25 protein-coding genes are annotated in these 25174 nt (G+C 67.5%); 19 read left to right on the top strand and 6 right to left on the bottom strand.

Annotation, left to right across the window (positions count from 1 at the left end):
• Positions 1-113 precede the first annotated feature (113 nt).
• From NFL01S_RS05455 to hpt, 4 genes are all read left to right on the top strand, one after another.
• Positions 114-1598, top strand: a complete 1485-nt coding sequence (locus NFL01S_RS05455; protein ID WP_062972459.1) for a D-alanyl-D-alanine carboxypeptidase/D-alanyl-D-alanine-endopeptidase — start codon at positions 114-116, stop codon at positions 1596-1598.
• A 14-nt stretch (positions 1599-1612) separates the two neighbouring features.
• Positions 1613-2731 (top strand): Rv3626c family coenzyme F420 biosynthesis-associated protein, encoded by a 1119-nt coding sequence (locus NFL01S_RS05460; RefSeq protein WP_084492421.1) that lies wholly within the window; start codon positions 1613-1615, stop codon positions 2729-2731.
• A 499-nt stretch (positions 2732-3230) separates the two neighbouring features.
• Positions 3231-4181: a tRNA lysidine(34) synthetase TilS gene (gene tilS, locus NFL01S_RS05465; protein WP_062972021.1), complete on the top strand. Its 951-nt coding sequence runs from the start codon at positions 3231-3233 to the stop codon at positions 4179-4181.
• A 27-nt stretch (positions 4182-4208) separates the two neighbouring features.
• Positions 4209-4772, top strand: a complete 564-nt coding sequence (hpt, locus tag NFL01S_RS05470) for a hypoxanthine phosphoribosyltransferase (protein WP_062972027.1) — start codon at positions 4209-4211, stop codon at positions 4770-4772.
• A gap of 239 nt (positions 4773-5011) precedes the next feature.
• Here the strand turns inward: hpt and NFL01S_RS05475 are convergent, their stop codons facing one another.
• The 4 genes from NFL01S_RS05475 to NFL01S_RS05490 all read right to left on the bottom strand — a co-directional run bounded on the left by NFL01S_RS05475 (position 5012) and on the right by NFL01S_RS05490 (position 9159).
• On the bottom strand, positions 5012-5896 hold the full coding sequence (locus NFL01S_RS05475; RefSeq protein ID WP_062972031.1) for a LysR family transcriptional regulator: 885 nt from the start codon (positions 5894-5896) through the stop codon (positions 5012-5014).
• A gap of 418 nt (positions 5897-6314) precedes the next feature.
• Positions 6315-7148, bottom strand: a complete 834-nt coding sequence (locus tag NFL01S_RS05480) for an SDR family oxidoreductase (protein ID WP_062972033.1) — start codon at positions 7146-7148, stop codon at positions 6315-6317.
• Positions 7145-8695, bottom strand: a complete 1551-nt coding sequence (locus NFL01S_RS05485) for an aldehyde dehydrogenase family protein (protein WP_062972461.1) — start codon at positions 8693-8695, stop codon at positions 7145-7147. The genes NFL01S_RS05480 and NFL01S_RS05485 overlap by 4 nt, the downstream gene beginning before the upstream one ends.
• Before the next feature lie 209 nt (positions 8696-8904).
• Positions 8905-9159, bottom strand: a complete 255-nt coding sequence (locus NFL01S_RS05490) for a DUF2277 domain-containing protein (RefSeq protein WP_033243960.1) — start codon at positions 9157-9159, stop codon at positions 8905-8907.
• Between the two features lie 102 nt (positions 9160-9261).
• Between NFL01S_RS05490 and NFL01S_RS05495 the strand changes: the two genes are divergently transcribed.
• A complete protein-coding gene (locus NFL01S_RS05495; protein ID WP_062972037.1) occupies positions 9262-10077 on the top strand; it encodes a DUF1266 domain-containing protein in 816 nt (271 codons plus the stop codon).
• A gap of 25 nt (positions 10078-10102) precedes the next feature.
• Here NFL01S_RS05495 and NFL01S_RS34160 read toward each other — a convergent pair whose 3' ends face one another.
• The gene (locus NFL01S_RS34160) at positions 10103-10270 is read right to left on the bottom strand and encodes a hypothetical protein (RefSeq protein WP_245670528.1); all 168 of its coding nucleotides are present in this window, start codon (positions 10268-10270) and stop codon (positions 10103-10105) included.
• A 38-nt stretch (positions 10271-10308) separates the two neighbouring features.
• Positions 10309-11163: a hypothetical protein gene (locus NFL01S_RS05500; protein ID WP_245670529.1), complete on the bottom strand. Its 855-nt coding sequence runs from the start codon at positions 11161-11163 to the stop codon at positions 10309-10311.
• A 439-nt stretch (positions 11164-11602) separates the two neighbouring features.
• On the opposite strand from NFL01S_RS05500, the gene ftsH reads away from it, so the two are divergent.
• The 14 genes from ftsH to lysS all read left to right on the top strand — a co-directional run bounded on the left by ftsH (position 11603) and on the right by lysS (position 25108).
• Complete coding sequence (gene ftsH / locus NFL01S_RS05505) at positions 11603-13996, top strand: ATP-dependent zinc metalloprotease FtsH (protein WP_062972041.1); 2394 nt, start codon at positions 11603-11605, stop codon at positions 13994-13996.
• Between the two features lie 75 nt (positions 13997-14071).
• On the top strand, positions 14072-14743 hold the full coding sequence (gene folE / locus NFL01S_RS05510) for a GTP cyclohydrolase I FolE (protein ID WP_062972044.1): 672 nt from the start codon (positions 14072-14074) through the stop codon (positions 14741-14743).
• A gap of 41 nt (positions 14744-14784) precedes the next feature.
• Positions 14785-15645: a dihydropteroate synthase gene (gene folP, locus NFL01S_RS05515; protein WP_062972463.1), complete on the top strand. Its 861-nt coding sequence runs from the start codon at positions 14785-14787 to the stop codon at positions 15643-15645.
• On the top strand, positions 15642-16028 hold the full coding sequence (gene folB, locus NFL01S_RS05520; RefSeq protein WP_245670530.1) for a dihydroneopterin aldolase: 387 nt from the start codon (positions 15642-15644) through the stop codon (positions 16026-16028). The genes folP and folB overlap by 4 nt, the downstream gene beginning before the upstream one ends.
• A complete protein-coding gene (gene folK, locus NFL01S_RS05525; protein WP_062972048.1) occupies positions 16025-16570 on the top strand; it encodes a 2-amino-4-hydroxy-6-hydroxymethyldihydropteridine diphosphokinase in 546 nt (181 codons plus the stop codon). Before folB ends, folK begins: the two co-directional genes overlap by 4 nt.
• Positions 16571-16623: 53 nt before the next feature.
• On the top strand, positions 16624-17100 hold the full coding sequence (locus tag NFL01S_RS05530; RefSeq protein ID WP_062972464.1) for a DUF3180 domain-containing protein: 477 nt from the start codon (positions 16624-16626) through the stop codon (positions 17098-17100).
• Positions 17101-17169: 69 nt separating this feature from the next.
• Positions 17170-18294, top strand: coding sequence for a DUF6779 domain-containing protein (locus tag NFL01S_RS05535; protein WP_084492424.1), 1125 nt, complete (start codon positions 17170-17172; stop codon positions 18292-18294).
• 116 nt (positions 18295-18410) lie between these two features.
• Complete coding sequence (locus tag NFL01S_RS05540; RefSeq protein ID WP_062972053.1) at positions 18411-19355, top strand: Rossmann-like and DUF2520 domain-containing protein; 945 nt, start codon at positions 18411-18413, stop codon at positions 19353-19355.
• Positions 19356-19404: 49 nt separating this feature from the next.
• On the top strand, positions 19405-20361 hold the full coding sequence (gene panC, locus NFL01S_RS05545; protein WP_062972055.1) for a pantoate--beta-alanine ligase: 957 nt from the start codon (positions 19405-19407) through the stop codon (positions 20359-20361).
• A 490-nt stretch (positions 20362-20851) separates the two neighbouring features.
• Positions 20852-21271, top strand: a complete 420-nt coding sequence (gene panD / locus NFL01S_RS05550) for an aspartate 1-decarboxylase (protein ID WP_062972057.1) — start codon at positions 20852-20854, stop codon at positions 21269-21271.
• 17 nt (positions 21272-21288) lie between these two features.
• On the top strand, positions 21289-22080 hold the full coding sequence (locus tag NFL01S_RS05555) for a type III pantothenate kinase (protein WP_062972059.1): 792 nt from the start codon (positions 21289-21291) through the stop codon (positions 22078-22080).
• A gap of 208 nt (positions 22081-22288) precedes the next feature.
• Complete coding sequence (locus NFL01S_RS05560; protein WP_084492425.1) at positions 22289-22915, top strand: cysteine dioxygenase; 627 nt, start codon at positions 22289-22291, stop codon at positions 22913-22915.
• A gap of 8 nt (positions 22916-22923) precedes the next feature.
• Positions 22924-23346 carry a rhodanese-like domain-containing protein gene (locus tag NFL01S_RS05565; protein ID WP_062972473.1) on the top strand — a complete coding sequence of 141 codons (423 nt, stop codon included), beginning with the start codon at positions 22924-22926 and terminating at the stop codon, positions 23344-23346.
• A gap of 295 nt (positions 23347-23641) precedes the next feature.
• Entirely contained in the window at positions 23642-25108 is a 1467-nt protein-coding gene (lysS, locus tag NFL01S_RS05570; protein WP_062972475.1) for a lysine--tRNA ligase, read from the top strand.
• The last annotated feature ends 66 nt before the right edge of the window (positions 25109-25174 follow it).

Below are 25174 nucleotides of genomic sequence, written 5' to 3' on the forward strand. Positions count from 1 at the left end.
ACGGTAGCGGAACACCGATAGGGTTGTCGGCGGCACATGGGTTCGGCGGGGTCCGGTGTCATGGACAGTACGAGGGAGACGGCGGCAGCGTGGTTTGGCAGGGTGGCAGCGGGATGGACGGGTCGGCGGGGCGCCGGCGCCGTGGGTTGCGGGCGTGGTCGATCACCGTCCTGGTGGGGTTGGTGGGTGCGGCCGTGGTGCTGGCGGTCGTATTACAACCGTGGACCCCGGAGTTCCGGCACGGTGGGCTCACAGTCGCGGCGCCGCCGGCCCCCGCCCGGGTGCTTCCCGATGTCCGGCCCGCGCCGGATACCGGTCCGATGCCCAGCCCTGCCGGGGTTGCGGCGGCCCTCGGCCCGGTGGCAGCCAACCCCGACCTCGGTGGTTTCGCCGGGTCGGTCACCGACGCCGAGACCGGCACCGTGCTGTGGAATTCCCGCGCCGACGAACCGCGGGTGCCGTCGTCGACGGCCAAGATCATGACCACCGCCGCCGCGCTGCTCACCTTGCCCGCCGATCAGCGCGTGCAGACCCGGGTGGTGGCGGGCGCGGCGCCGAACGAGATCGTGCTGGTGGGCGGCGGCGATCCCACACTGACCGCGCAGCCCGGCGGGAAGGGCTACTACCCGGGGGCCGCCAGTCTGGCCGACCTGGCGAATCAGGTGCGTAACGCCGATGTGCGGGCCGACACCATTGTGGTCGATATCTCGCGCTACTCCGGCCCGGCGATGGCCCGCGGCTGGGATCCGATCGATATCGGCGGTGGTTCCATCGCGCCGCTCGAACCGATCATGCTCGACGGTGGGCGGTTGGATCCGCTGGTCGAGTATTCGCCACGTTCGGGGACCCCGGCGCTGGATGTCGGCCGCCGGTTGGCGACCGAACTCGGTCTCGATCCGGCGAAGGTGCGGATCGGGAACGCACCGCAGGGCACCAAGCGGCTGGCCGAGGTGGCGTCGGCGCCGCTGCGTGACCGGTTGCGCGACATGATGGTGCACTCGGACAACGTGCTGGCCGAGACGATCGGCCGGGAGGTCGCGCAGGCCACCGGTCATCCGGCGTCGTTCGACGGCGCCGCCGCCGCGGTCGCCGCGGTGCTCACCGAGCACGGCTTCGATCTGAACGGCGTCACGATGCACGATTGCAGTGGCCTGTCGACCGACGACCGGATCCCGGCGCGGGTGCTGGACCGGATCCTGTCCACCGCCGCCGGCCCCGGGCCGGAGGAGGAGCCGGCGAGCACCGCACCGAATCCGGTACTACCGCCGCTCGGCGCCGGAGCCGGATCGAAATCCGAACCCGCCGACCCCGAGCAGTCACTGACCGCCGCGCTGGTCCCGCTGCTCGACTATCTCCCGGTCGCCGGCGGTACCGGTTCGCTGGCCGGTCGTTATGTCACCCAGAACCAGGGCGGCGCGGGATGGGTGCGCGCCAAGACCGGAACTCTGTCGGTGGCCAGTACGTTGGCCGGGTATGTGCTGGATCGTGACGGCCGGGTCCTGACCTTCACCTTGATGTCGAGCGATCGCCCGCCGGAGGTCAGCCGGCCCGCATTGGACGCCGTCGCGACCACGCTGCGCAACTGTGGATGTTCCTGACGGCTGGAGGGCGCATGACGATTCGACAAGATCCGGGCGGGCCCGGCGCGCCCCAGTCGGCCGCGAACGGCCGATCCGATACCCGTAGCGAGCGTCGCACCTTTTCGGGCGCGGTGGATTGGCGTTGGGCCGCCCGTACCGGTGCTGCGCTGGTGCCCGCCGGCCCACGGACCTCCCGGCTCGCCGCCGAGCAGGCCGTGGCCGAGCTCGCCGCCGCATCGGTGCGAGCCGAGGAACCGGTTCGCGCGGTGACCGGTCTGCTCGACGATCAACCGGTGCCCGCCGCGCGGATCGTCGACCGTCCCGGCTGGATCGGCGCCGCGGCCGATTCCATGTCGCTGCTCACCGGAACCGGAACGGCGGACCGGGGCGGCGCGCTTGCCGGTAAACCGGCGGGCGTGCAGGTGGGCGCCATGCTCGCCTTCCTGTCCACTGCGATCCTCGGCCAGTACGACCCGTTCACCGGTCCCGACGGAACTCTGCTGCTGGTGGCGCCGAATATCGTCGGTGTCGAGCGGGCGCTGGGTGTGGATCCGGCGGATTTCCGTTTCTGGGTCTGCCTGCACGAGGTGACCCATCGGGTGCAGTTCTCGGCCTCCCCGTGGCTGTCCGGCTATATGCGCGAGAACGTCGAGGTGCTCGGCGATATCGAGGACGAGGCGACGTCGGAGATGCTGGCGCGGCTCATCACCGAGCTCAAACTGCGACGCAGCGGTCAGGCCGGCGACGATCCCAATTCGCGCGGTGTGGTCGGTTTGCTGCGCGCCACCCAGCCCCCCGCACAGCGGGAGGCGCTGGACCGGCTGCTCATGCTGGGCACCCTGCTCGAGGGGCACGCCGACCACGTGATGGACGCCGTCGGCCCGAGTGTGGTGCCCACGGTCGAGCACATCCGGTCCGCCTTCGACAAACGGCGTACCCGCCCGGCCAATCCGGTCCAGCGGCTGCTGCGCGCATTGCTGGGAATCGACGCGAAGGTCGCACAGTATGTGCGCGGTAAGGCCTTCGTCGACGAGGTGGTCACAACGGTCGGTATGCAGCAGTTCAACGCGATATGGACCGATGGGGATACCCTGCCGCGCGCCGCGGAAATCGACGATCCGCGGCGCTGGATCACCCGGGTCCTGGGCTGATCGCCCCCGCCGGCAGTTCGGCACGAAGGTCTCCGAACCCCATACGCTGCGGCCTCGCACAACCCGGTACGGCTCACCTTCTCGGGTGGGCCCCGCCCTTGGTCTGGAGCGACGGAGCGGAGAGCGAAGATCAAGGTTTTATCGGGCTCGCCCTCGCGGCGCGGAGCGCCGCCGAAATGCAGCCCGCCTTCACGGATCGTCCACCCCGAGGACGGAAACAGCCCTCCCGTCCGGCGACACCGTCGCGAACGGCACGCGGCACGCTGGTCCGGCCCCGCGACGCTGGAGGCAAGCGTAGGGCGCCGGTCGGAGTGAGCTACCGGCAGAGTGAAGAATCGAGGTCGGGAGGCCCGAATCTGCGCCGCCGAGAGGCTGCGCCACGACATGGAGCGGCGAAGTGGACAACGAGACCCAGGGCGGCCCGGACCCTGCGGCCCCGGCAGCGGCGCACGGGCGTAGCGCTACGGCGCGGCCGGTCCGGCTACCCGAGACACCCGCTGTGCTGGCCCTGCGGCATGCCGTCCGGGATTGGCTGGTGCGATTCCGTCCCGCCGGATCGACGGTAGCCGTCGCTCTGTCGGGTGGGGCCGATTCGCTGGCCTTGACAGCCGCGGCGGTCGCCGAGGCGGCGACGGTGGACGCGCTGGTCGTGGACCATCGGTTGCAGGCCGGATCGGAGGAGGTCGCGGCGACGGCGGCGGCCACCGCGCGGGCACTGGGCTGCCGATCCGTGCGCGTTCTGCCGGTCGAAGTGAACGGCCCCGGGGGTATGGAGGCGGCCGCGCGCACCGCCCGCTACGACGCGCTGGGCCGTGCGCGCGGTGAACTCCCGGTGCTGCTCGGGCATACGCTCGACGATCAGGCCGAAACTGTGCTGCTCGGACTCGGCCGCGGCTCCGGAGCACGCTCGATCCAGGGGATGGCGCCGTTCGACGAACCATGGGGCCGGCCACTGCTCAATGTCCGGCGGCAGACCACCCGGCAGTTCTGCGCGGACCTGGGGCTGGTGCCTTATGAGGATCCACACAATCTTTCCCCGGAATTCACCCGCGTCCGCCTGCGCACCGAAGTCCTGCCGCTCCTGGAGGATGTGCTCGGCGGTAGCGCGGCGGTCGCGCTGTCCCGCACCGCGGAATTGTTACGCGAGGACAACGCCGCCCTCGACGAATTCGCTGCCGAACTGCTGGTCCGGGCCGAATTCGGCGGCGCGGGCCTGTCCTGCGCGGTACTCGCCGGCGCTGCCCCGGCGGTGCGCCGCCGGACCGTGCGGGCCTGGCTGCTGGCCCGCGGGGTGCGGGTGGTGACAGGTGCACACCTACGCGCGGTGGACGATCTTGTGGTGGCCTGGCGCGGCCAGGGCGGGGTCGCGGTGAGTGGGGGCGAGCGGGGGACCAGGTTGGTCGTCGTCCGCGAGCATGGCAGGCTGACACTTGCCCGCGCGACCGGGTGAGCCGAAACCGAAGGGAAACCAGCTGACGTGTACGGGGACGATATCGCTTCGGTCCTGATCACCGAGGAAGAAATCGAGGCCAAGGTCAGCGAGCTGGCCGAACTGATCTCCAAGCGGTACCCGGCCGATGCCCCGGAGGGCGATCTGTTGCTGGTCGGAGTACTCAAGGGTGCGATCTTCTTCATGACCGACCTCGCCAAGGCACTGCCCATCCCGACCCAGCTCGAGTTCATGGCCGTCTCGTCCTACGGGTCGTCCACCTCGTCCTCCGGCGTCGTGCGCATCATGAAGGATCTGGACAAGGACATCGCCGGTCGCAATGTGCTGATCGTCGAGGACATCATCGATTCGGGCCTGACGCTGTCGTGGCTGATGCGTAACCTCTCCACCCGCAACCCGGCCTCGCTCGAGGTGGTGACCCTGCTGCGTAAGCCCGATGCGCTGCGCACCCAGGTCGAGGTGGCGAATGTGGGTTTCGATATCCCCAGCGAATTCGTGGTGGGATACGGCCTCGACTACGCCGAGCGCTACCGTGACCTGCCCTATATCGGCACCCTTCATCCGCGGGTCTACGGCGGCGAAACCGACTGAAGTCGTGCCGGCGGGGATGCTCTGAATCCAGCATGCCCGCCACTGATGAACAAAACGCCCGCTGGTGGGGCGGTCACCGAATGCGGCCACCGGTGGCGCAGAGTTCAGCGAGGCCCTCGAAGGTTCGGCCCGCGTCGTGTTTCAAGGCCCGATGCGATGCGCCGTAAGCGCGAGGGCCGGGTGCTGAAACACAACGCCCGAGGGGCCGAACCCCGCGGCGCCGCAGGCACCGCGAAAACTCAGGCCGGGATGGCGGGCGGTTCCGCGAAACCCCCGGCGACGGCCCGCTGGCCGAATTCCAGAATGGTCGGCCGGGTGTCGTCGGCGCGCCAGGCGACCGCGAGTTCGCACGGCGCGATTCCGGTAAGGGGTCGCGCGGTCAGCCCGGGCCACCGGTACATCGGCACGTTGTTCTCGGCCAGCATGCACAGACCCAGTCCCAGTCCGACGGCTTCCAGCCGATCTTCCGGGGTGGCGGCCTCCGCGCCGATCTTCGCTGCCCGGCCGTTGCGGGCATCGTTACCCAGCCAGAAATCGCGGACAGCGCCGGCTTCGGCGGGTAGCGCGATGAACGGTTCGTCGATCAGGTCGGCGAAGTCGATCATTTCCTGACCTGCCCGGGGGTGGTTCTCCGGGAGCAGGACCCAACGCCGTTCGGTGCGCAGCACCTGCCAGCGGTAACGGTTGGGATCGGGTAGGGGAAGCCAGACCAGAGCGAGATCGGCTTGGCGACCGGACAGACCGCTGGACGGATCGGTCCAGGAGGCCTGGTGCAACGCGAGCCGGTGACCGCTGGCGCTTTCCAGGTCGCTGAGCAGGCCGCGACCGAGGTTCGATTGCAGGCCGACGCGCAGTACTTCGCCCGCTTCCTGCAGTGAGCCGTTGGTGGTCTCCCAGAGTTCCAGGATCTTGCGTGCGCCACCCAGTAGTTCCTTACCGGCCACCGTGAGTGCGACGCTGCGCTGGTTGCGGTCGAACAGGACCACATCGAGCTGACGTTCCAACTGCCGGATCTGACGCGACAGTGTCGGTTGAGCGATGTGCAGCCGCTGAGCGGCGTTGGTGAAGTGCAGTTCCTCGGCGACGGCGACGAAATACCGCAGATCGCGCAAATGCGGGTCCATAGCACCTTGCTATCAGAATCGTTGCTGAATTTCCAGCCCTAATGTGTTCGTAAGGTCCGCATAGCGGCCCAGAAACAGTCGGCAGGTTTGTTAGTGACAGCTTATTCGGTGTCAGCGTGATGTGCATCATCGGTTTCGTGCCGGGCGGTCTGTGTGGCGATCGCGGGCGTTGTGACGTAAACCGCCGGACGTTTGCGGTGGTAGAGCTCTTCGTGGAATATGCGGTGCCGACCTCGGGTGATGAAGCCACGGGACTGTCGATGCCGCGGCCGCGGCAACGGATTTCGCGCGGCTCTATCCGACTGTGCACGTCAAGTGATATTGATCACAATAGTGTTTCGATGGGTGTTCGATGGTGCGGACGACAGCGCCGCGGCCCACCGGTAGCGGACCGCGGCGCGTATCGGCAGATCGAAGTTCAGTCGTTGCGGATGCGTTCCTCGTAGGCCTTGCGCTGTTCGCTGTCCACATCGTCGAGGAAGGTCTGTGCCGACCCCATCGAGCGGCCCAGCGCATCGCCCACCGACTGCGGTAGCAGGTTCACGAAGACCGACATGGCGCCCGCGGCCCGCGTCACCCGGGTCTTGGCCTTCGGCTTGGCGATGAGCCGGACCACCGCGGCGGCGATATCCTCCGGTTCCGCGGCCGGCAGGCCCTTGGGGGCAGCGACCCCCGACCCGAGTTCGGTCCGGGTCAGCGTCGGCAGTACCGAGGAGAATTCGACACCGGTCCCGCGGTACTCCTCGCGCAAGGTATCGGTGAAACCCAGTACCGCATGCTTGGAGGCGTTGTAGGTGGCCAGGCCCGGAATATGGGTTTCACCGGCCAGCGAGGCGATATTGATGATGTGCCCGTGCCTGCGCTCGAGCATCCGGGTCAGCGCGATCTTCGACCCGAGGATCACGCCGTAGATATTGATGTCCAGGATCCGGCGGGTGATCTGGTCGGACTCGTCGACCAGCCGCCCGGTCGGCATGATGCCCGCGTTGTTGATCAGTACGTCGATCGGCCCGAGTTCGCGCTCGACATCGTCGAGGAAAGTGGTGAACGACTGCTGATCGGTCACATCGAGCCGGCCGTAGTGGTCGAAATCGTAATCGGTGCCCGATTCCTTGACCGTTTTCTCGTCGATATCGCCGATCGCGATCTTCGCGCCCAGTTTCGCCAGCGCCACTGCGGTGGCCAGGCCTATCCCGCGTGCGCCGCCCGTGATCACGACAACCTTGCTGCGGATGGAATCGGTGCCGGTCATCGTTTGTCTCCCTTGAGCCGGAGTAGGGCGGGCAGGTCGATCCGGCGCATACCACGCGCACCGGCCGCGCGCATGGCGCCCAGTCCGATCAGGATCTTGTTCAGGTCGTAGGGCATCCAGGTCAGCTCGCGTTCCTGGGTCGGCAGCAGCGGCGTCGTGATCGCCTTGGCCTTGCAGTACTTGCGCACGCCCTGGGCGCCGCCCCAGCGGGCGCCGACGCCGGAATCTCCCCAGCCGCCCATCGGCAACGCGAAATTGAACAGGTTGGCGAAAATATCGTTGATGTTCACCGCCCCGGCGTTCAACGCCCGCGCGACCCGTTCGCCTCGGGCCTTGTCGCCGGTCCACACCGAGGCGGACAGGCCGTACACCGAGTCGTTGGCCAGGCGGACTGCCTCGGCCTCGTCGGCGACCTTCATCACCGGCAGTGTCGGTCCGAAGGTTTCCTCGCTGATACAGGACATGCTGTGGTCGACGTCGACGAGGACCGTCGGTTCGAAGAACGTGCCCTCGCCGGTCCGTTTGCCGCCGGTCAGTACTTTCGCGCCCGCGGCCACCGCTTCCTCGACATGCCGGGACACGATCGCGACCTGGCTCTCGTTCGCCATGGCGCCGACATCGTAGCGAGGAGTGCGATCGTCGCGACCCTGCCGCAGGGATTTGACGTTCGCGGTCAGTTTGGCGACGAATTCGTCGTAGACCGGGGCCTCGACATAGACCCGCTCCACCGAGATGCAGACCTGGCCGGAGTTGAACATGCCGCCGAACGCGATACCGTGCGCGGCGCGATCGAGATCGGCGTCGGCGAGCACGATCGCCGGATCCTTACCGCCCAGCTCCAGGCTGTAGGGAATCATGCGGGCGGCGCAGGCAGCGGCGATTCGGCGGCCGGTGGCGGTGGAGCCGGTGAACTGGATGTAATCGGCGTTGTCCACCACGGCCGCGCCGGTCGCCCCGGCTCCGGTGACGACGGAGAACACCGGCGGTGCGCCGATCTCGGACCAGCCGCGGGCCAGTTCGAGGGCCGACAGCGGGGTGACCTCGGACGGCTTCAAGATCACGGCCGCCCCGGCGGCCAGCGCCGGGATCACATCGAGGATCGGCATGGCCAGCGGGAAGTTCCACGGCGTGATCACGCCGACCACCGGATACGGTTCGAATACCGTGGTCAAGCGTTTTACCCGGGACAGCGGGCTGTGCGGGGCGGGATGCTCGTCGGCCAGGAATTTGGGTGCGCGGCGCGCGTAGTAGCCGATCAGATCGCTGCCGAAGATCGGATCGATAAGGGAGTCCACTCGGGGTTTACCGGTTTCGGACTGGAGGACATCGGCGAGGGACTCGGTGTTGTCGATAATCCAGTCCTGCAGCTTCAGCAGCCATTCCTTGCGCCCGTTCGCGCCGATGGCTGCCCATTCGCGCTGGTGCTCGCGTAGTTCGGCGATGCGCGCCGCGACCTGCTCGGCCGGTGTGTCGGCAACGCTGCCGACGATTTCGCCGGTCGCGGGGTTGAGGACCCGGATATCCGCGTCCGGGGGCCGGCCCGTCACGGGCTCGGTATCGGGTCGTTCCGATTCGGTATCGGTCACTGCTGTTCTCCCACTGCATCGTGCTGGAACTGCCGGCGGCCGATCACAGTGGATCAGCGCACAGCACCGATCGTGACACAATTCATCGGTAACTGCCTCAGCATCTCATGGATACAGGGCAGCCTATCTGGGGCCACCGCGCCCGGTCGCGGCGTCCCGGTAGCGAGTGTTTACAGGTTTTCCCGAGCCAACCGGCGCAGCGGCGGTTCGGAGGTGGGCGGAACTCGCCGGTCGGGCAACTCGGTCAACAGGGCGGTGGTCGCCTCGGCGACCGCGGCCACTGCCTTGTCCACCGCGGGTTTGGTGGCCGAACTCAGGCCGGACAGGCCACCGACCTTGCGCACATACTGCAGTGCGGCGGCGTAGATCTCCTCCTCGGTGGCGGCGGGTTCCAGACCTCGCAAGACGGTGATATTTCTACACATGAATGCACATTAGCGCCGGAACCAGTGCCGTGACAGGACAAGCCGAAAATGTGAAAACACATTGAGCCGACCAGTGCCGGACGGGGGTCCTACACTCACGGTATGGCTGCTGCCGGATTGCCCACGCCGACCCCCTTCCCCTATCCGGAGCTCGACAAGCGCGAGGAAGACCATTGGTCCGGCGCGCAGATCGACGATGGCCGCTTGCGGGCATTGTCGCTGGGCGCCTTCTACTCGGCGCGCTGGGATGCCTTCCACGACGAATTGCTGCTCGGCCCCGAACGCGACCATCCGCTCGGCGACCGGCGCGAACTCGCCATCGACACACTCACCGGAGCCTGGGGTATCACCGACGGTACCGAGGCCCGCGCCTCGATGGAACAACTCCTCGAAGGGATGCACGCCCCGCTCTACGCCCTGGTCCACCCGCTGGTGACCGCATCGCTGAACGCCAGCGAACGGGACCGGTTCGGTGAGCGCGCCGACCGGCATCGCGCCTTCCTCCGGCAGGTCGCCTCGTTCCGCGGTATCGACAATTCCGAAGCCCTGGTCCGTGACTACGACATCTGGTCGCAAGCGATCAAAATCGGTTTCACCGATCACTTGTCCCGCCCCCTGCCCGCCGATATCCACGCCTGGGATCTCGCGCGCGTGGTCGCGGTGGCCCGGATGGCCTACACCGCCGGCTATATCGAAGCGGACGTCGCGTGGGACTATCTGGCCCGCGCGCTACCACTGGCTCAGCGCAAGTACCGCAACTGGCGCCAGTTCGGTGACGCCTACCTCACCGGCTGGACCTACTGGCAGGCCTGTGAGGACCTGGCCGAACTCAAGGACGGCGGGGTGGACCGACGGCTCGAATTGTTACGACTATGGCTACGCCCGACCAGTCCCTGGCGTCGTATAGATCTGGTGTAGTCCGATAGGCCCGGTCCGGGACGCTTCAGTCCTGGTCGGCCAGCCATTCCTCGAAGGTGGTCGGTGCCAGGCGCGCGTTCTCGCCGGGCAGTAGTACATTCCCGGCCATCTCGGGGCCGAAGATCGAGGACCATGTCGGGACCAGATCGACAGCATGGCCCCGGGCCCTGGCGCGGCCCGGTGTAGAGGACATCAGGGCCTCTCGGTCCGCACGCCTTTACACCGAGACCGTCAGATACCCGGCAGGGAGCGCAGGATGCCGCGGCCGTAGCGCTGGAACTGGGTGTCGTCGACCATTCCCAGCGAATGCCGTTCGACCAGTAGTTCCCATTCGGAGTACAACTGCGCGACGCTCGGATCGGCCGGGCCTGCCGAACCGTCCAGGGCGACCAGCCGCACTGCGAAGTTGATGGCGTAGGTCATCCGCTCGGTATCGGCGCGATCCAGCCCCGTGAAGCACATCGTGGTGTTGCCGTCGCGCACCTCGATGATGGGGCGGCGGTCGGCATCGCGCAGCCCGCCTGCCATAGAACCGGGTTCCTCGGTGGCCCGCGCCATCATGATCATCGGGATCGGTAGATCGTGGGCATAGGGTTCGTCCGTGCTCAGCGACGCCAGGAGTAGGCGTTTCGTGGTGACGGTGAGCAGGCAGGTGTCATCGTCCCCGATCGGTGGATGGGCGATGACATACGCGGTCTCCAGCACGTACTCGTCATCGTCGACGAGGCCGTGCAGATCGTGCAGGGCCGCTTCGCCGCGGCCGGTGACCGACATCCGGCCCACGGCCCGGTCGACGTCCGCGCGGACGGTGCCCCGTTCGGTGACCTCGGGGGCCGGCGGGTTCAGTGCCGGTGCGGAGATATCGATCCGTTGCGCGGCCAGGATCTGGTCGTTGATCCGCGAGACGATACCGGCGGCGGCGGGGACGTCGTGCTCGGCGATCAGCACCGGAAGCGGTGTCCGGTCGGCGGGCACTCCGACCAGGACCGGAGTGGGATAACGCAGGTAGATCTCGATGACGACCGCATCGTCGGCGCGCCGGCTGAGCCGCACCTCCAGCAGATCGGTGACTGCCACGTCGAGCACGCGCTCGCCGTCGGACTCGGTATCGCCGTCGGCTTCGGGGCGAAGGACTACCAGGCGTCCCTCTCCGTGCCGAACTATTGCTGTGGGTGTCCGTAACTCGACTATGTCCATACCCCCTGCGCTCGGGTCGTACGTCGATCATCATCGGTCGGGCGTGCCATGATTGTGATCACTACGAGATATCACAGACCACGACGCCGGGAACCACCGTGGTTTTCCGGCCGTTTACCTGTTGAACTGCATCACCAGCCGAACTCCTCGCTTGCGATAAGTCAGGAAGCGCGATGTATCGAGTAGACCGTACGCGGTAACGTGGCATGTCCGCATCCGAATCCGCCCACCGGGCGGCCGCGGAAGCGGGTTGCGCCGCTCGAGACCGACGCATCGCTAGGCAAAACGCGGAGACGCCTGAAAGGACTGGCCGCCCGGCCGACGCTCTATGAACCGCAAGACAGTGTTTCGCACCCTGGCGATAATCGCGGGTATTCTGCTCGTGATCTATCTGTTCAGTTACTTCGGCAACGACACCCGCGGCTGGCAGAGCGTCGATACGTCGGTGGCGCTCGAGCAGCTGAAGGACAAGGACAACGTTGCCAACGTCCAGATCGATGATCGCGAGCAGCAGCTGCGGATCGAGCTGAGGACCGGCAACGACGCCACCGAGGGCCAGAACCAGATCATCGCCAAATATCCCGGCGGTAGTGACACCTCGTCACAGATCTTCCAGGCCGTCCAGGAATCCGGCGCGCCGTACAACACGGTCGTCAAACAGGAGAGCTGGCTCACCCAGATTCTGCTGTTCGTCCTGCCGATGGTCATCCTGCTCGGCCTGTTCATCTTCGTGATGTCGCGGATGCAGGGCGGCGGCCGCGGCGGCATGATGGGCTTCGGTAAGTCCAAGGCCAAACAGCTGTCGAAGGATATGCCCAAGACCACCTTCGCCGATGTCGCCGGCGCCGACGAAGCGGTCGAGGAGCTCTACGAGATCAAGGACTTCCTGCAGAACCCCGTGCGCTACCAGGCGCTGGGCGCGAAGATCCCGAAGGGCGTGCTGCTCTACGGTCCCCCCGGTACCGGTAAGACCCTGCTCGCGCGGGCCGTCGCGGGCGAGGCCGGGGTGCCCTTCTTCACCATCTCCGGTTCGGATTTCGTGGAGATGTTCGTCGGTGTCGGCGCGTCCCGCGTGCGCGACCTGTTCGAACAGGCCAAACAGAACAGCCCGTGCATTATTTTCGTCGACGAGATCGACGCGGTCGGCCGCCAGCGCGGCGCCGGCCTCGGCGGCGGGCACGACGAACGTGAACAGACGCTCAACCAGCTGCTGGTCGAGATGGACGGTTTCGGCGACCGCACCGGCGTCATCCTGATCGCGGCCACCAACCGCCCCGATATCCTCGATCCCGCGCTGCTGCGCCCGGGCCGGTTCGACCGGCAGATTCCGGTCAGCAACCCCGATCTCGCCGGTCGCCGGTCGATTCTGCGGGTGCATTCGCAGGGTAAACCGATCGCGCCGGAAGCCGATCTCGACGGCTTGGCCAAACGCACCGTCGGTATGTCCGGTGCCGATCTCGCGAATGTCATCAACGAGGCCGCGCTGCTCACCGCCCGGGAGAACGGCGCCACGATCACCGGCGACGCGCTCGAGGAATCGGTGGACCGGGTGATCGGCGGGCCACGCCGCAAGAGCCGGATCATCAGCGAACACGAGAAGAAGATCACCGCCTACCACGAGGGCGGTCACGCCCTGGCGGCATGGGCGATGCCCGATATCGAACCCGTCTACAAGGTGACGATCCTGGCCCGTGGCCGCACCGGTGGTCACGCGATGACCGTGCCCGAGGACGACAAGGGCTTGATGACCCGCTCCGAGATGATCGCCCGGCTGGTCATGGCCATGGGTGGTCGGGCGGCCGAGGAACTGGTGTTCCACGAGCCCACCACGGGCGCGTCCTCCGATATCGACCAGGCCACCAAGATCTCGCGGGCAATGGTCACCGAATACGGGATGAGTGCCCGCCTGGGCGCCGTCCGCTACGGCCAAGAGCAGGGCGACCCGTTCCTCGGCCGGTCCATGGGAACCGCCTCGGACTATTCGCACGAGGTCGCGGGCGCGATCGACGTGGAGGTCCGTAACCTCATCGAGGCCGCGCATACCGAGGCCTGGTCGATCCTCAGCGAATACCGCGATGTGCTCGACGAGCTGGCCACCGCGCTGCTGGAACGCGAAACCCTGCACCGCAAGGATCTGGAAGTCATCCTGAGTGCGGTACAGAAGCGGCCGCGTATCACCGCGTTCAACGATTTCGGTGATCGGGTGCCGTCGGACAAACCGCCGGTGAAGACACCCGGCGAACTCGCGGCCGAACGCGGTGAGCCCTGGCCGCCGGAGCCCAAGGTGCCCGCCGGTATCACCCCCGGCGACCCCTCGGCCGCCGGCAGCGTCCCGCAGCCCGCCGGATACCCGGGCGCACCCGTCGCGCAGCCCGGATACGGGCAGCCGCCGGCCGGCTACCCCGCTCCGCAGCAGCCCGCTCCCGCGTATCCGCGTGGGGCCACGCAGGGGTCGCGTCCGGATTACGGTGCTCCCGCGGGTTGGTCGGCTCCGGGCTGGCCACCGCGGGAACAGCAGGCACCGCCCGCCGAACGCGGTTACGGCGGCCCTCCTCCCGAGCAGCCGCGCCATACGCAGCCGGACCCGAACTCGGGCGGATACCGCGGCGAAGGCGCCGCCCCGCCGTACGACCGTGGCCAGGGCGATCCCGGTTACGGTGCCGGCGAGGAGCCCGGTCGTGGCGGCCCGCACTCCTGGGACAGCCCGAACGGTCGGCAGTAGTCAGGCGCCGATTACGCTCGGACCCGACGGCGCCCGGTCATTACTGCCGCGCCCGGATTGTGGAGGTGTCCTCGAATGTCGGCCAATCAGCAGACCAACGGCCATACGACCGGTATCCCCGCCGAACTGGGCGAGACCGGCGGCCCGGCGCCGGAGCTGATCGCCCGGCACACCGGAAAGCCGTTCGACCAGCAGCGCGCCGAGGCCGCGGTACGGGAGTTGCTGCTCGCGGTGGGGGAGAACCCCGACCGGCCCGGGCTGCTGGATACGCCCGCGCGGGTCGCGCGGGCCTACCGGGAAATGTTCGCCGGGCTGTACGTGGAACCCGACGCGGTGCTGAACACCACCTTCGACGAGGAGCATCAGGAACTCGTGCTGGTTCGCGATATCCCGATGTACTCGACCTGCGAGCACCATTTGGTGTCTTTCCACGGTGTCGCGCACGTCGGCTACATCCCGGGTCCGCACGGCAGGGTGACCGGATTGTCGAAACTGGCCCGGCTGGTCGACCTGTACGCCAAACGCCCCCAGGTGCAGGAACGGCTGACCAGTCAGATCGCGGACGCGGTGATGCGCAAACTGGATCCGCGCGGCGCGATCGTGGTGATCGAGGCCGAACATCTCTGCATGGCCATGCGCGGTATCCGTAAGCCCGGCGCCAGCACCACGACCTCCGCGGTCCGCGGGTTGTTGCAGACCAATTCGGCCTCGCGCTCCGAGGCCCTCGACTTGATTCTGCGCAAGTGAACGATCAGCGTTCCGACGCCGGTCCCACCCTGACCGGGGTGATGCCCCGGCCGGGTGTGCAACCGCGGCCGGGCCGGTCGTGTGTGGTGATGGGCATCGTGAACGTCACCAGCGATTCGTTCTCCGACGGCGGGCGCTATCTGGATCCGGACCGGGCCATCGAACACGGGGTCCGGCTCTATGAGTCCGGCGCCGACATCATCGATGTGGGCGGGGAATCGACCCGGCCGGGCGCGGTGCGGGTCAAGGCGGAAACCGAGGTCGAACGAGTGGTGCCGGTGATCGCCGGACTGGTTGCGGCCGGCGTCCCCACCAGCGTCGACACCATGCGCGCTGCGGTCGCGGAAGCGGCCATCGCGGCGGGAGTATCGGTGATCAACGATGTCTCGGGCGGACGTGCCGACCCGGCGATGGCCGAGGCGGTTGCCGCGGCCGATATTCCGTGGATTCTCATGCACTGGCGGGCGGCGGCCGACTACCGGCACACCGGCCCCGCAGACCACTACGACGATGTCGTGGCCGAAGTGCGGGCGGAACTCGGGGTTCAGGTGCGGCACGCGGTTGCCGCGGGGGTGGATCCGGCCCGGATCATTCTCGACCCCGGGCTGGGGTTCGCCAAGAATGCCGAACACAACTGGGCACTGCTGGCCGCGTTGGACACTTTCGTCGCAGATGGCTTCCCGATACTGATCGGGGCCTCGCGGAAACGTTTCCTGGGTGCGCTGCTGGCCGAGAACGACGATCCACGCCCGCCCGCCGGGCGGGAAACCGCCACGGCCACGATTTCGGCGCTGGCGGCATGGCACGGCGCATGGGGGGTGCGGGTGCACGATGTACGCGGGTCGCAGGACGCACTAGCGGTAACCGACGCCTGGCGCCGTGCGATGGGAGACACGTGGTGAGCGCCGGGGCGGGAGACCGGATCGAACTGCGTGGCCTGCGGGTCTTCGGCTACCACGGAGTTTTCGAGCACGAACGCCGGGACGGCCAGGAATTCGTCGTCGATCTCACCGTCTGGACCGATATCTCCGCGGCGGCGGCCACCGACGATCTCGACCGCACCGTGGACTACGGCGCGCTCGCAGAACTCGCCGTGACGATCGTGCAGGGCCCACCGCGCAATCTCATCGAGACCGTGGCCACCGAAATCGCCGGGCGGGTGCGCGCTGTTCCCGGTGTCGCCGATGTCGAGGTCGTGCTGCACAAACCGAGCGCGCCCATCCCGCACAGTTTCGCCGACGTCCGGGTGGTCACCGCGGGTCGCCGGGAACCGGGGCCCGAATGACGCGCGCGGTCTTGTCCATCGGCTCGAATATGGGGGATCGGCTCGCGCTGTTGCGCGGTGTAATCGCCGGATTCGGTGCGCGCGTACGTGCGGTTTCACCGGTATACAGCACCGCCCCATGGGGCGGTGTGGACCAGGACGATTTCCTCAACGCCGTACTGGTCGTCGACGATCCGGCGTACGACTGCCGCGCCTGGCTGGTGCACGGTCAGCGGCTCGAACAGGCCGCCGGCCGCGAGCGCACGGTGCGCTGGGGCGCTCGCACTCTGGACGTGGATATCGTCACCTGCGCCGAAGCCGTCGCCGGGGAGTTCCGATCCTGTAGCAGTACCGACCCGAACCTCACCCTGCCGCATCCACGCGCCCACGAACGCGCCTTCGTCATGATCCCGTGGCTGGACGTGGAACCCGGGGCCGTGCTGGACGTCGCGGGTATCGGATATCCGGTGCGAGATCTGTTGTCGAAGCTGGACGCGAGCGAGGTAGCGGGGGTTCGCCGCACCGACCTCAGCCTGATACCCGCCGCGGGAGCCGCACCATGACCTTCGGGGGCAGCGATGAGAACACCCCCGGTAACGGTGGGGGCGACGGCGATATGAGGCTGAAACCCACCCGTATCCGGGAGTTGCTGGCCAATATCGCGATCGCGGCCGTTATCGCCTGGGTGGCCACCCGGCTCGCCTACGGGAGTTTCCCGCCGATCTCCACGATCGCGGGGGCCTCTCTGTACCCGGTGGCCGCGCTCGAGGCGGCGCTCGGGTTCTATATCCGCGCCCGGGTGACCAATAGACAGATCGGTGCCGACCGGCGTCAGCTGCATCCGATCACAGTGGCCCGGGCGTTGGCGCTGGCGAAGGCGTCCGCGCAGGTGGGTTCGCTGGTGGCCGGGGTCTGGCTGGGATTCCTGCTGTGGATCTTCCCGCAGCGGGGGGAGCTGCGGGCCGCCGACGCGGACTATCCGGGCGTTCTCATCGGCTGCGGCGCGGGTATTGCGCTGGCCGTCGCGGCGTTGTGGCTCGAACACTGCTGCCGGGCTCCGGACGACCCGACCGACGAACCCGCGCCATCCTAGACCTCTTCGTGACGGATCACGCCCATTCTGACCTGGGCGCGTCCGACTTTCCCGATTACTCTTGCGGGCATGGTGTCACCGTCCCGCAGTAGTTCTTCCGCGCGCAGCCGGGAAGATGTGGGCAAAGTGTTCCTCGGCGGCCTGGTGCTGCTCGGGGTGGTGGCCAGTGTCCTGCTGGTGCTCAGCGAGAGCGTGCAGCTCATCCGCGTGGGGCTGGTGGCGGCATTGTGGGCGGCGGTACTGGGGGCGTGGGCGGTGAGCCGGTACCAGGCCAAGGTCCGGGATCTGCGTGGCGCCTATGAACGGGAACTGGAGCGCGAGATCAGTGCGCGCCGTGAACACGAGCTCGGAATCGAGGCCCGGGTGCGTTCGGAGGTCGGCGCCGACGCGACCGAGATGGCCGCGTTGCGGGCCGAGCTCGCCGTGCTGCGCCGGCAACTCGAACGGCTCTTCGACGGTGAGCTCGCGCCCGAGCGTCCCGCGTTGCGGGCCGCGTCCTTCCGTGTTCAGGAGCTGCCCAGCGCGCAGGACCGGGCCGGTTTCGCGGCGGCCTGGCCGCCGGCCGAGGACGGTGAGCGGCACGCGGTCGACGCCTGGGCCAACGCCGCGGCGAGCTGGTCGCATGCTGCGGACGGCTGGGTCGATCCCGAAGACGATGTGGCGGAATCGGGCGCCGATACCGGGGACCGCAGTTCCGGCACCCCCGTCTACGAAAGCGATCACCCCGGCCGCCCGCGGTTCGCCGGCCCCGACGACGATCCCATCACCGCCGAAACGGCGATCGTGCGCCTCGACGACGAACCGGGTCAGGCTCGGCCGGGAGCGGGGCTCGCGGGTCCGAGCTGGGCCGATGCCTTCACCGAGGTCGACGATGCCGCGGATGTGCCGGGTGGCGCCGAGCGGCACGGTCCGCCGCACCCCGCCGAATTCGTCCAGGGGCCGCCGCGGCCGCCCGAGCCGGTTCACGGTCCGCCCGCACCGCGCCGCCCGGCCGCCGTCGAGGCCGAACCGTCCAAGACACCGGTTTCGGTGAAGGCCAGGGACAACAGCCGCGCCCCGGGCAAGTTGTCCCCGCGCGGCGCGGTCAATTCCCGGCGCCGCCGCACCCAATCCGACCCGGCGGGTTCGCGGCGGCTGTCGGTGGCCGAGATCATGGCGAACCTGCGCCGGGAAGAAGAGCAGCGCAGCTCCTGAGTGCGGCATATCACCCGGTGTCCCCGTGGCGCATCGGCGGTCGTGAGTCATATCCTCGATGCGTAACGTCCGGTACCCGCAGCGCGGGACTGGAACGACTTTTCGAGAGGACACTGTTGACCTCGCCACGCGTGACTCCTGGCAATCCCGCGAGTGGTGATCCGGCGCCTGCACGCCTGACGGTAGGAATCGTTTCGGCGGGACGCGTGGGATCCGCTCTCGGCGCCGCGCTCGAACGCGCCGGACATGTGGTGTTCGGCGTCGCTGCCATCTCCGATGCCTCGGTACAGCGGGCACGTACCCGGTTGCCCGAATCCCGGATCCTCCCGGTCGAGGAGGTAGCCGCGCGCTGCGAACTGCTCATCCTGGCGGTTCCGGACGCCGAACTGGCCGGGTTGGTGCGCGGGCTGGCGAGCGCGCGGACGGTGCGGCCCGGCACGATCGTGGCGCATACGTCGGGCGCGAACGGTATCGCGATCCTGGCGCCGCTGGCGGAGGCCGGTGCGCGACCACTGGCCATTCATCCGGCGATGACCTTCACCGGCCACGACGAGGATCTGTCCCGCCTGTCCAATGCGTGTTTCGGGATCACCGCGGCGGACGAGATCGGCTACGCCATCGCGCAGTCGCTGGTGATCGAAATGGGCGGGGAACCGGTCCGGGTGGCCGAGGAGCACCGAACCCTCTATCATGCCGCGCTCGCCCACGGCAGCAATCACCTGGTCACCCTGGTACTCGACGCCGTGCAGGCGCTGCGCAAAGCGCTCGCCGGGCCGGGACTGCTCGGCCAGCAGACCATCGACGATCAACCGAACGGCCTGCCCGAACGGCTGCTCGCGCCACTGGTCTCGGCGGCGCTCGACAATGCCCTGCGCCGCGGCCAGGCCGCGCTCACCGGCCCGGTCGCCCGGGGCGATACTGCCGCGGTTGCCGCGCATCTCGAGGCCTTGGCCGTTGCCGACCCACAGATTGCCGCCGGTTATCGGGCAATGTCGCGCCGCACCGCCGAACGGGCGCAGGCGCCCGACGAACTTCGTGCACTGCTGGAGGAACACCGATGAGGCGACACCTGCGCCGCGGAGGGCATGCATCGGAATCGAAGGAGGCAGCATGACGGATCAGACCCTGCGCGATGCCTACCGCGCCGGCGAGCTGACCGTGCAGCACGACCCGGCCGTTCTCGGCAAGGTTGTCCGCGCCCTGCGCCGCTCCGGCCGCACCGTCGGACTCGTCCCCACTATGGGTGCCCTGCACGAAGGTCATCTGGAGCTGGTCCGCCGCGCCAAGCGCACCAACCAGGTCGTGATCGTCTCGATTTTCGTCAACCCGCTGCAGTTCGGGGCGAACGAGGATCTCGACAGCTATCCGCGCACCCTCGAGGCGGATGTCGATTTGCTCCGCGCGGAGGGCGTGGACCTGGTATTCGCCCCGAGCGCGGCGGATATGTATCCCGACGGTCCGCGGACCACGGTGCAGCCGGGCCCGCTGGGCGCCGAACTGGAGGGCGGTTCCCGGCCGACCCATTTCGCCGGGATGCTCACCGTGGTGGCGAAACTACTGCAGATAGCGAGCCCCAACGAGGCCTTCTTCGGCGAGAAGGACTATCAGCAGCTGGCGCTGATCCGGCAGATGGTCCGCGATCTGAACTTCGACGTGAAAATCGTCGCCGTCCCGACGGTCCGCGAATCCGATGGCCTGGCGCTGTCCTCGCGTAACCGCTATCTCGACTCGGCCCAGCGCGAACTCGCGACAACCTTGTCGGCCGCTCTACTGGCCGGCGCCCGTTCCGGCGCCGCAGGCGGACAGGCCGTGCTCGACGCGGCCCGTTCGGTCCTGGCCGCAGCCCCCGGTATCGAACTGGACTACCTGGAACTCCGTGCCGCGGATCTGGGCCCCGCACCGGAAGCAGGCAACGCCCGCCTCCTGATCGCGGCCCGCGTCGGCAGTACCCGCTTGATCGACAATGCCGCCGTCCAGCTCGGTGTGCAGTTGGACGGCCACCCGGACGCGGACATCTCGTCCCGCCCGGCGGAACGATCTGCCACTTCCACAGGTGTTGACCGATGAGTACACGTGCAGCCGAAGCGCCCACCGCCGGCCTGCCCCGGCCCACGGCGCTTCGCGAAGGCGCCGACCTGAACCACTCCACGGCCCCCTCGGCCACCTACCCGAGCCGGTCACCCGCGGTTGCAGCCGACATCGGCCTCGAGTTCCTGCCCGGCCTTCGCTCTATCGGACGGCCGGCTTCCCTGGGCGGGGCCCGCCCCTGGTCTGGAGCGACGGCGCGGGAGAGCGAAGCGGAGGAGCGGAGGAGTGAAGACCAGGGGTTAACAGGGCCACGCCCTCGAGCCGCGGAGCGGCTCCGAAATTACAGCCCGCCCCTTCGCGGATGGCCCGCCCCGATTGCGGGTTCATCGGGTCTCCGGCCTGGTGTGGCGGAGCGCGTCCAGAGTTACAGCCCGCCCCTTCGCGGAAAATTTACTCCGGGAGCAGGGACAACAGCCCCCCGACCCACGCCACCGAAGGCGGCGCAAATAAGCACAGAAGGGCGACCGTGATGTTGCGGACCATGATGAAGTCGAAGATCCACCGGGCCACCGTGACCCATGCCGATCTGCATTATGTCGGATCGGTGACCGTGGACCAGGATCTGCTGGATGCTGCCGATCTGCTCGAGGGTGAACAGGTCTGCATTGTCGATATCGACAACGGGGCCCGGCTCGAAACCTATGTGATCGCCGGTGAGCGCGGTTCCGGGGTGATCGGTATCAACGGCGCCGCCGCCCATCTGGTCAACCCGGGTGATCTGGTGATTCTCATCGCGTACGGGATGATGGACGAGGCCGAGCTGCGCGATTACGACCCGAAGGTGGTGTTCGTGGATTCGCGTAACCGGGCGGTCGAACTGGGCTCGGATCCGGCGCATGCGCCGGCGGGCTCGGATCTCATCAGCCCGCGTAATCTGTCGCTGGTCTGAGCGCCGACGGCAAACGTATGCTGCTGACTCTCGACGTCCGCACTACCAGCACTGTCATCGGGTTGATGAACGGCACCGATCCCGGGGCGGAACTGGTGCGGCACTGGCGGATTCACACCAACCCTCTGCACACCGCCGATGAGTTCGCAATGAATCTGCGCGGTCTGCTGGGGGCCGATCTCGACACGGTGACCGGTATCGCCGGCCTGTCCACCATGCCGCCCATGCTGCGGGAAATGCGGCTGATGCTGGATCGCTACTGGCAGCACGTCCCGCATGTGCTGGTGGAGCCCGGAGTGCGGACCGGTATCCCGCTGCTGGTGGACAACCCGAAAGAGGTCGGTGCGGACCGGATCGTCAACAGCCTCGCGGCCTATCACGGATACGGCACCGCTTCGATCGTGGTGGATTTCGGTGTGTCGATCTGTGTAGATCTGGTGTCGGCGAAGGGGGAGTTCCTCGGCGGCGTTATCGCGCCGGGGGTGGAGATCGCGACCGAGGCGCTGATCGAGCGGGCCGCGCTGCGACGGGTCGAGCTGACCAGGCCGAGGTCGGTGGTCGGCAAAACCACTGTCGAATGTATCCAAGCCGGGGCCGTGTTCGGTTTCGCGGGGCTGGTGGACGGGCTCGTCGACCGGGTCCGCGACGATATCGATGGTTTCTCCGGCGACGATATCGCCGTGGTGGCGACGGGTCCGGCGGCGCCGTTGATCCTGGACGAATCCGAGACCATCGAACATCATCTGCCGCACCTGACGCTCACCGGCCTGCAACTCGTCTACGAACGGAACCAGCGGCGTAGTCGCTGATGAGTGCGCGGGACGTGGTCGCGGGCAAGTGCACAGATATGTGATGTATTCCGCTGGGCTGGGTGTGGCCGCCGCGGATCCGGATTGCTAAGCTCGCCGTGTGCTGTTCCGCATGCGTACCCAGGAGTGTTGTCGAGGCTGATTCGCCTCGACCGTTCGAGGCATCCCGAATTCCTCGTTCGTTCTCATTCCTGTTGGAGATGCGCACATGCGTTCCCCTGTTCTTACTTCGCTGGTTCCGGCCTCGGCTCGTGATAACGCCGCCGCGGCGGCGAATCCGATTCCCGATCGCCCGATTGCCCCGGCGTTGCCCACCCGGTTGCGGCCCGCGGATCTGTTACGGCTGACCGACGAGACCGGCGAAGATGTGCTCGCCGGCCGTTACGACCATCTGCTTCCCGACGACGGCCGCTGGCCGCTGGTGGACCGCTGGGCTGCCCGGTTGGCCGCCGATGACGAGGTCGATATCTGGCTGATCAGCTGGACGCCGGAGAAATCCACGAAACTGCACGATCACGCCGGTTCCCTCGGTGCGCTGACCGTGCTCAGCGGCGCGCTCGCGGAATACCGCTGGAACGGATCCGAACTGCGGCATCGGATCCTGGCGGCGGGTGATCAGGCGGCTTTCCCGATCGGCTGGGTTCACGATGTCGTCCGTGCTTCGGACCGGGTCGCGGTCGCGGGCCGGTCCGACCCCGGTCCGCTGGATCCGACGCTGAGCGTGCACGCCTACTCACCCCCGCTGACCGCCATGTCCTATTACGAGGTGACCGGTCACGGCAACCTCCGACGTACCCACACCGTCCTCACCGACCAGCCCGAAGGTGATCTCTGATGCCGTCGATGACCATCGACCAAATGCTCGACAACGCGCGCTCGCAGCTGCGGCGGATCCAGCCGATCGAAGTGCCCGCCGCGCTCGCGCGGGGCGCCATCCTGGTGGATATCCGGCCGGCGGCACAGCGGAATCAGGAGGGGACGCTGCCCGGTGCGCTGGTGATCGAACGGAATGTGCTGGAGTGGCGGCTGGATCCGAGCAGTTCGGCCCGGCTGGCGCTGGCCACCGACCACGAGGTCGAGTGGGTCGTGGTGTGCTCGCAGGGCTACACGTCGAGCCTGGCCGCGGCCTCGTTGCGTCAATTGGGGTTGCATCGCGCGACCGATCTGGTCGGCGGCTACCAAGCGCTGGTTGCTGCGGGTATGCGCACGGTGGCGACCGGCGCCGAGCACTTCACCAGGGAAGTTCGTTCGCTCGCGGTTCTCTGAATTGTTCGGTTTCCGGCGGCGAATAGATCCGGAGCGCAATACATTTCCGTGCTGTCTCCGCACCGGCGGTATTTCCTAAGCAACCAAATGGTCTATTTTCGTTGTCGGTGCGCGCGCCCACGCCGATTCCATATGGCGCGGTCCAGGGGCGGGCGGCTGACGAATCGATTTGCCGTGCACGCTAGGGTGGTTCGCTGTGAGCAACCCGAACTCCTCGTCATCCGGCGGCTCCGCGGGCACTGTTCCCGCGGCGCGATCCAGCCGCTCCGTGGAAGTCGACGACATCCCCGAGCAGATGCGGATCCGGCGGGAGAAGCGGGAACGGCTGCTCGCTGCGGGCGGTGAGGCCTACCCGGTGGTGGTGCCCCGGACCCATACGCTGGCCGAAATCCGCGCCGCCCATCCGGATCTCGAGGCCGATACCGCAACCGGTCAGCAGGCCGGTGTGGCCGGGCGCGTCATCTTCATGCGCAATACCGGGAAATTGTGTTTCGCGAAGTTGCAGGAGGGTGACGGCACCACGCTGCAGGCGATGATCAGCCTGAACGGGGTCGGTGCCGACGCCCTGGCGGCGTGGAAAGCCGATGTGGATCTCGGCGATATGGTTTTCGTCCACGGCGAAGTCATCTCGTCGCGTACGGGCGAATTGAGCATTATGGCCGATTCTTGGTCGATGGCGTCCAAGGCGCTGCGGCCCCTACCCGTCGCCCACAAGGAGATGAGCGAGGAATCACGGGTCCGCCAGCGTTATGTGGACCTGATCCTGCGCCCGGAGGCCCGGGAGATGGCTCGTACCCGGGTCGCGGTGGTGCGGGCGCTGCGTAACGCGCTCGAACGCCGGGGTTTCCTCGAGGTCGAGACACCGATGCTGCAGACTCTGCACGGGGGTGCCGCGGCACGGCCCTTCCGGACGCATTCGAATGCGCTCGATATGGATCTCTACCTGCGTATTGCTCCTGAGTTGTTTCTCAAGCGCTGTGTTGTCGGCGGGCTCGAGCGGGTCTTCGAGATCAATCGCAACTTCCGTAACGAGGGTGCGGATTCCACCCATTCGCCCGAGTTCGCGATGCTGGAAACTTATCAAGCGTACGGAACCTACGACGACTCCGCGCGGATGATCCGGGAATTGATCCAGGAAGTCGCTCGAGAAGCTCTGGGAACCGAGGTCGTCACGCTTGCCGACGGGTCGGAATACGATCTCGGTGGCGAGTGGACAACCGTGGAGATGTATCCGTCGCTATCGGAGTCGCTGGGCGTCGAGGTCACCCCTGAAACAACTGTCCCGGAATTGCTGGCGCTCGCCGAACGGGAAGGTCTGGAAATTCCCGAAGGCAAGGGCTACGGCCACGGCAAACTGGTCGAGGAACTCTGGGAGCACTGCTACGGAGACAAGCTGGACAAGCCGACTTTCGTTCGTGATTTTCCGGTCGAGACATCACCGCTGACCAGGCAGCATCGGTCGCGGGCCGGGGTTGCCGAGAAGTGGGATCTGTATGTCCGCGGCTTCGAGTTGGCCACCGGCTATTCGGAGTTGGTCGATCCGGTCATCCAGCGCGAACGGTTCGTTGATCAGGCACGGCTAGCTGCTGCCGGCGATGACGAAGCAATGGTTCTGGACGAAGACTTCCTCGCCGCGATGGAACACGGGATGCCGCCGACAACCGGAACCGGTATGGGAATCGATAGGTTGTTGATGGCGCTCACCGGATTGGGAATCCGGGAAACGATACTGTTCCCAATAGTGCGGCCGGTCGGCCGTTGAGCGATCGGTTTGCATAGCCGATCGCTCGTCTTGGAATTTTCCGAATTCGAGGTATTCTTGCCTCGG

Origin of the sequence: Nocardia flavorosea NBRC 108225 (assembly GCF_001613385.1) — a bacterium.
GTDB lineage: Bacteria > Actinomycetota > Actinomycetes > Mycobacteriales > Mycobacteriaceae > Nocardia > Nocardia flavorosea.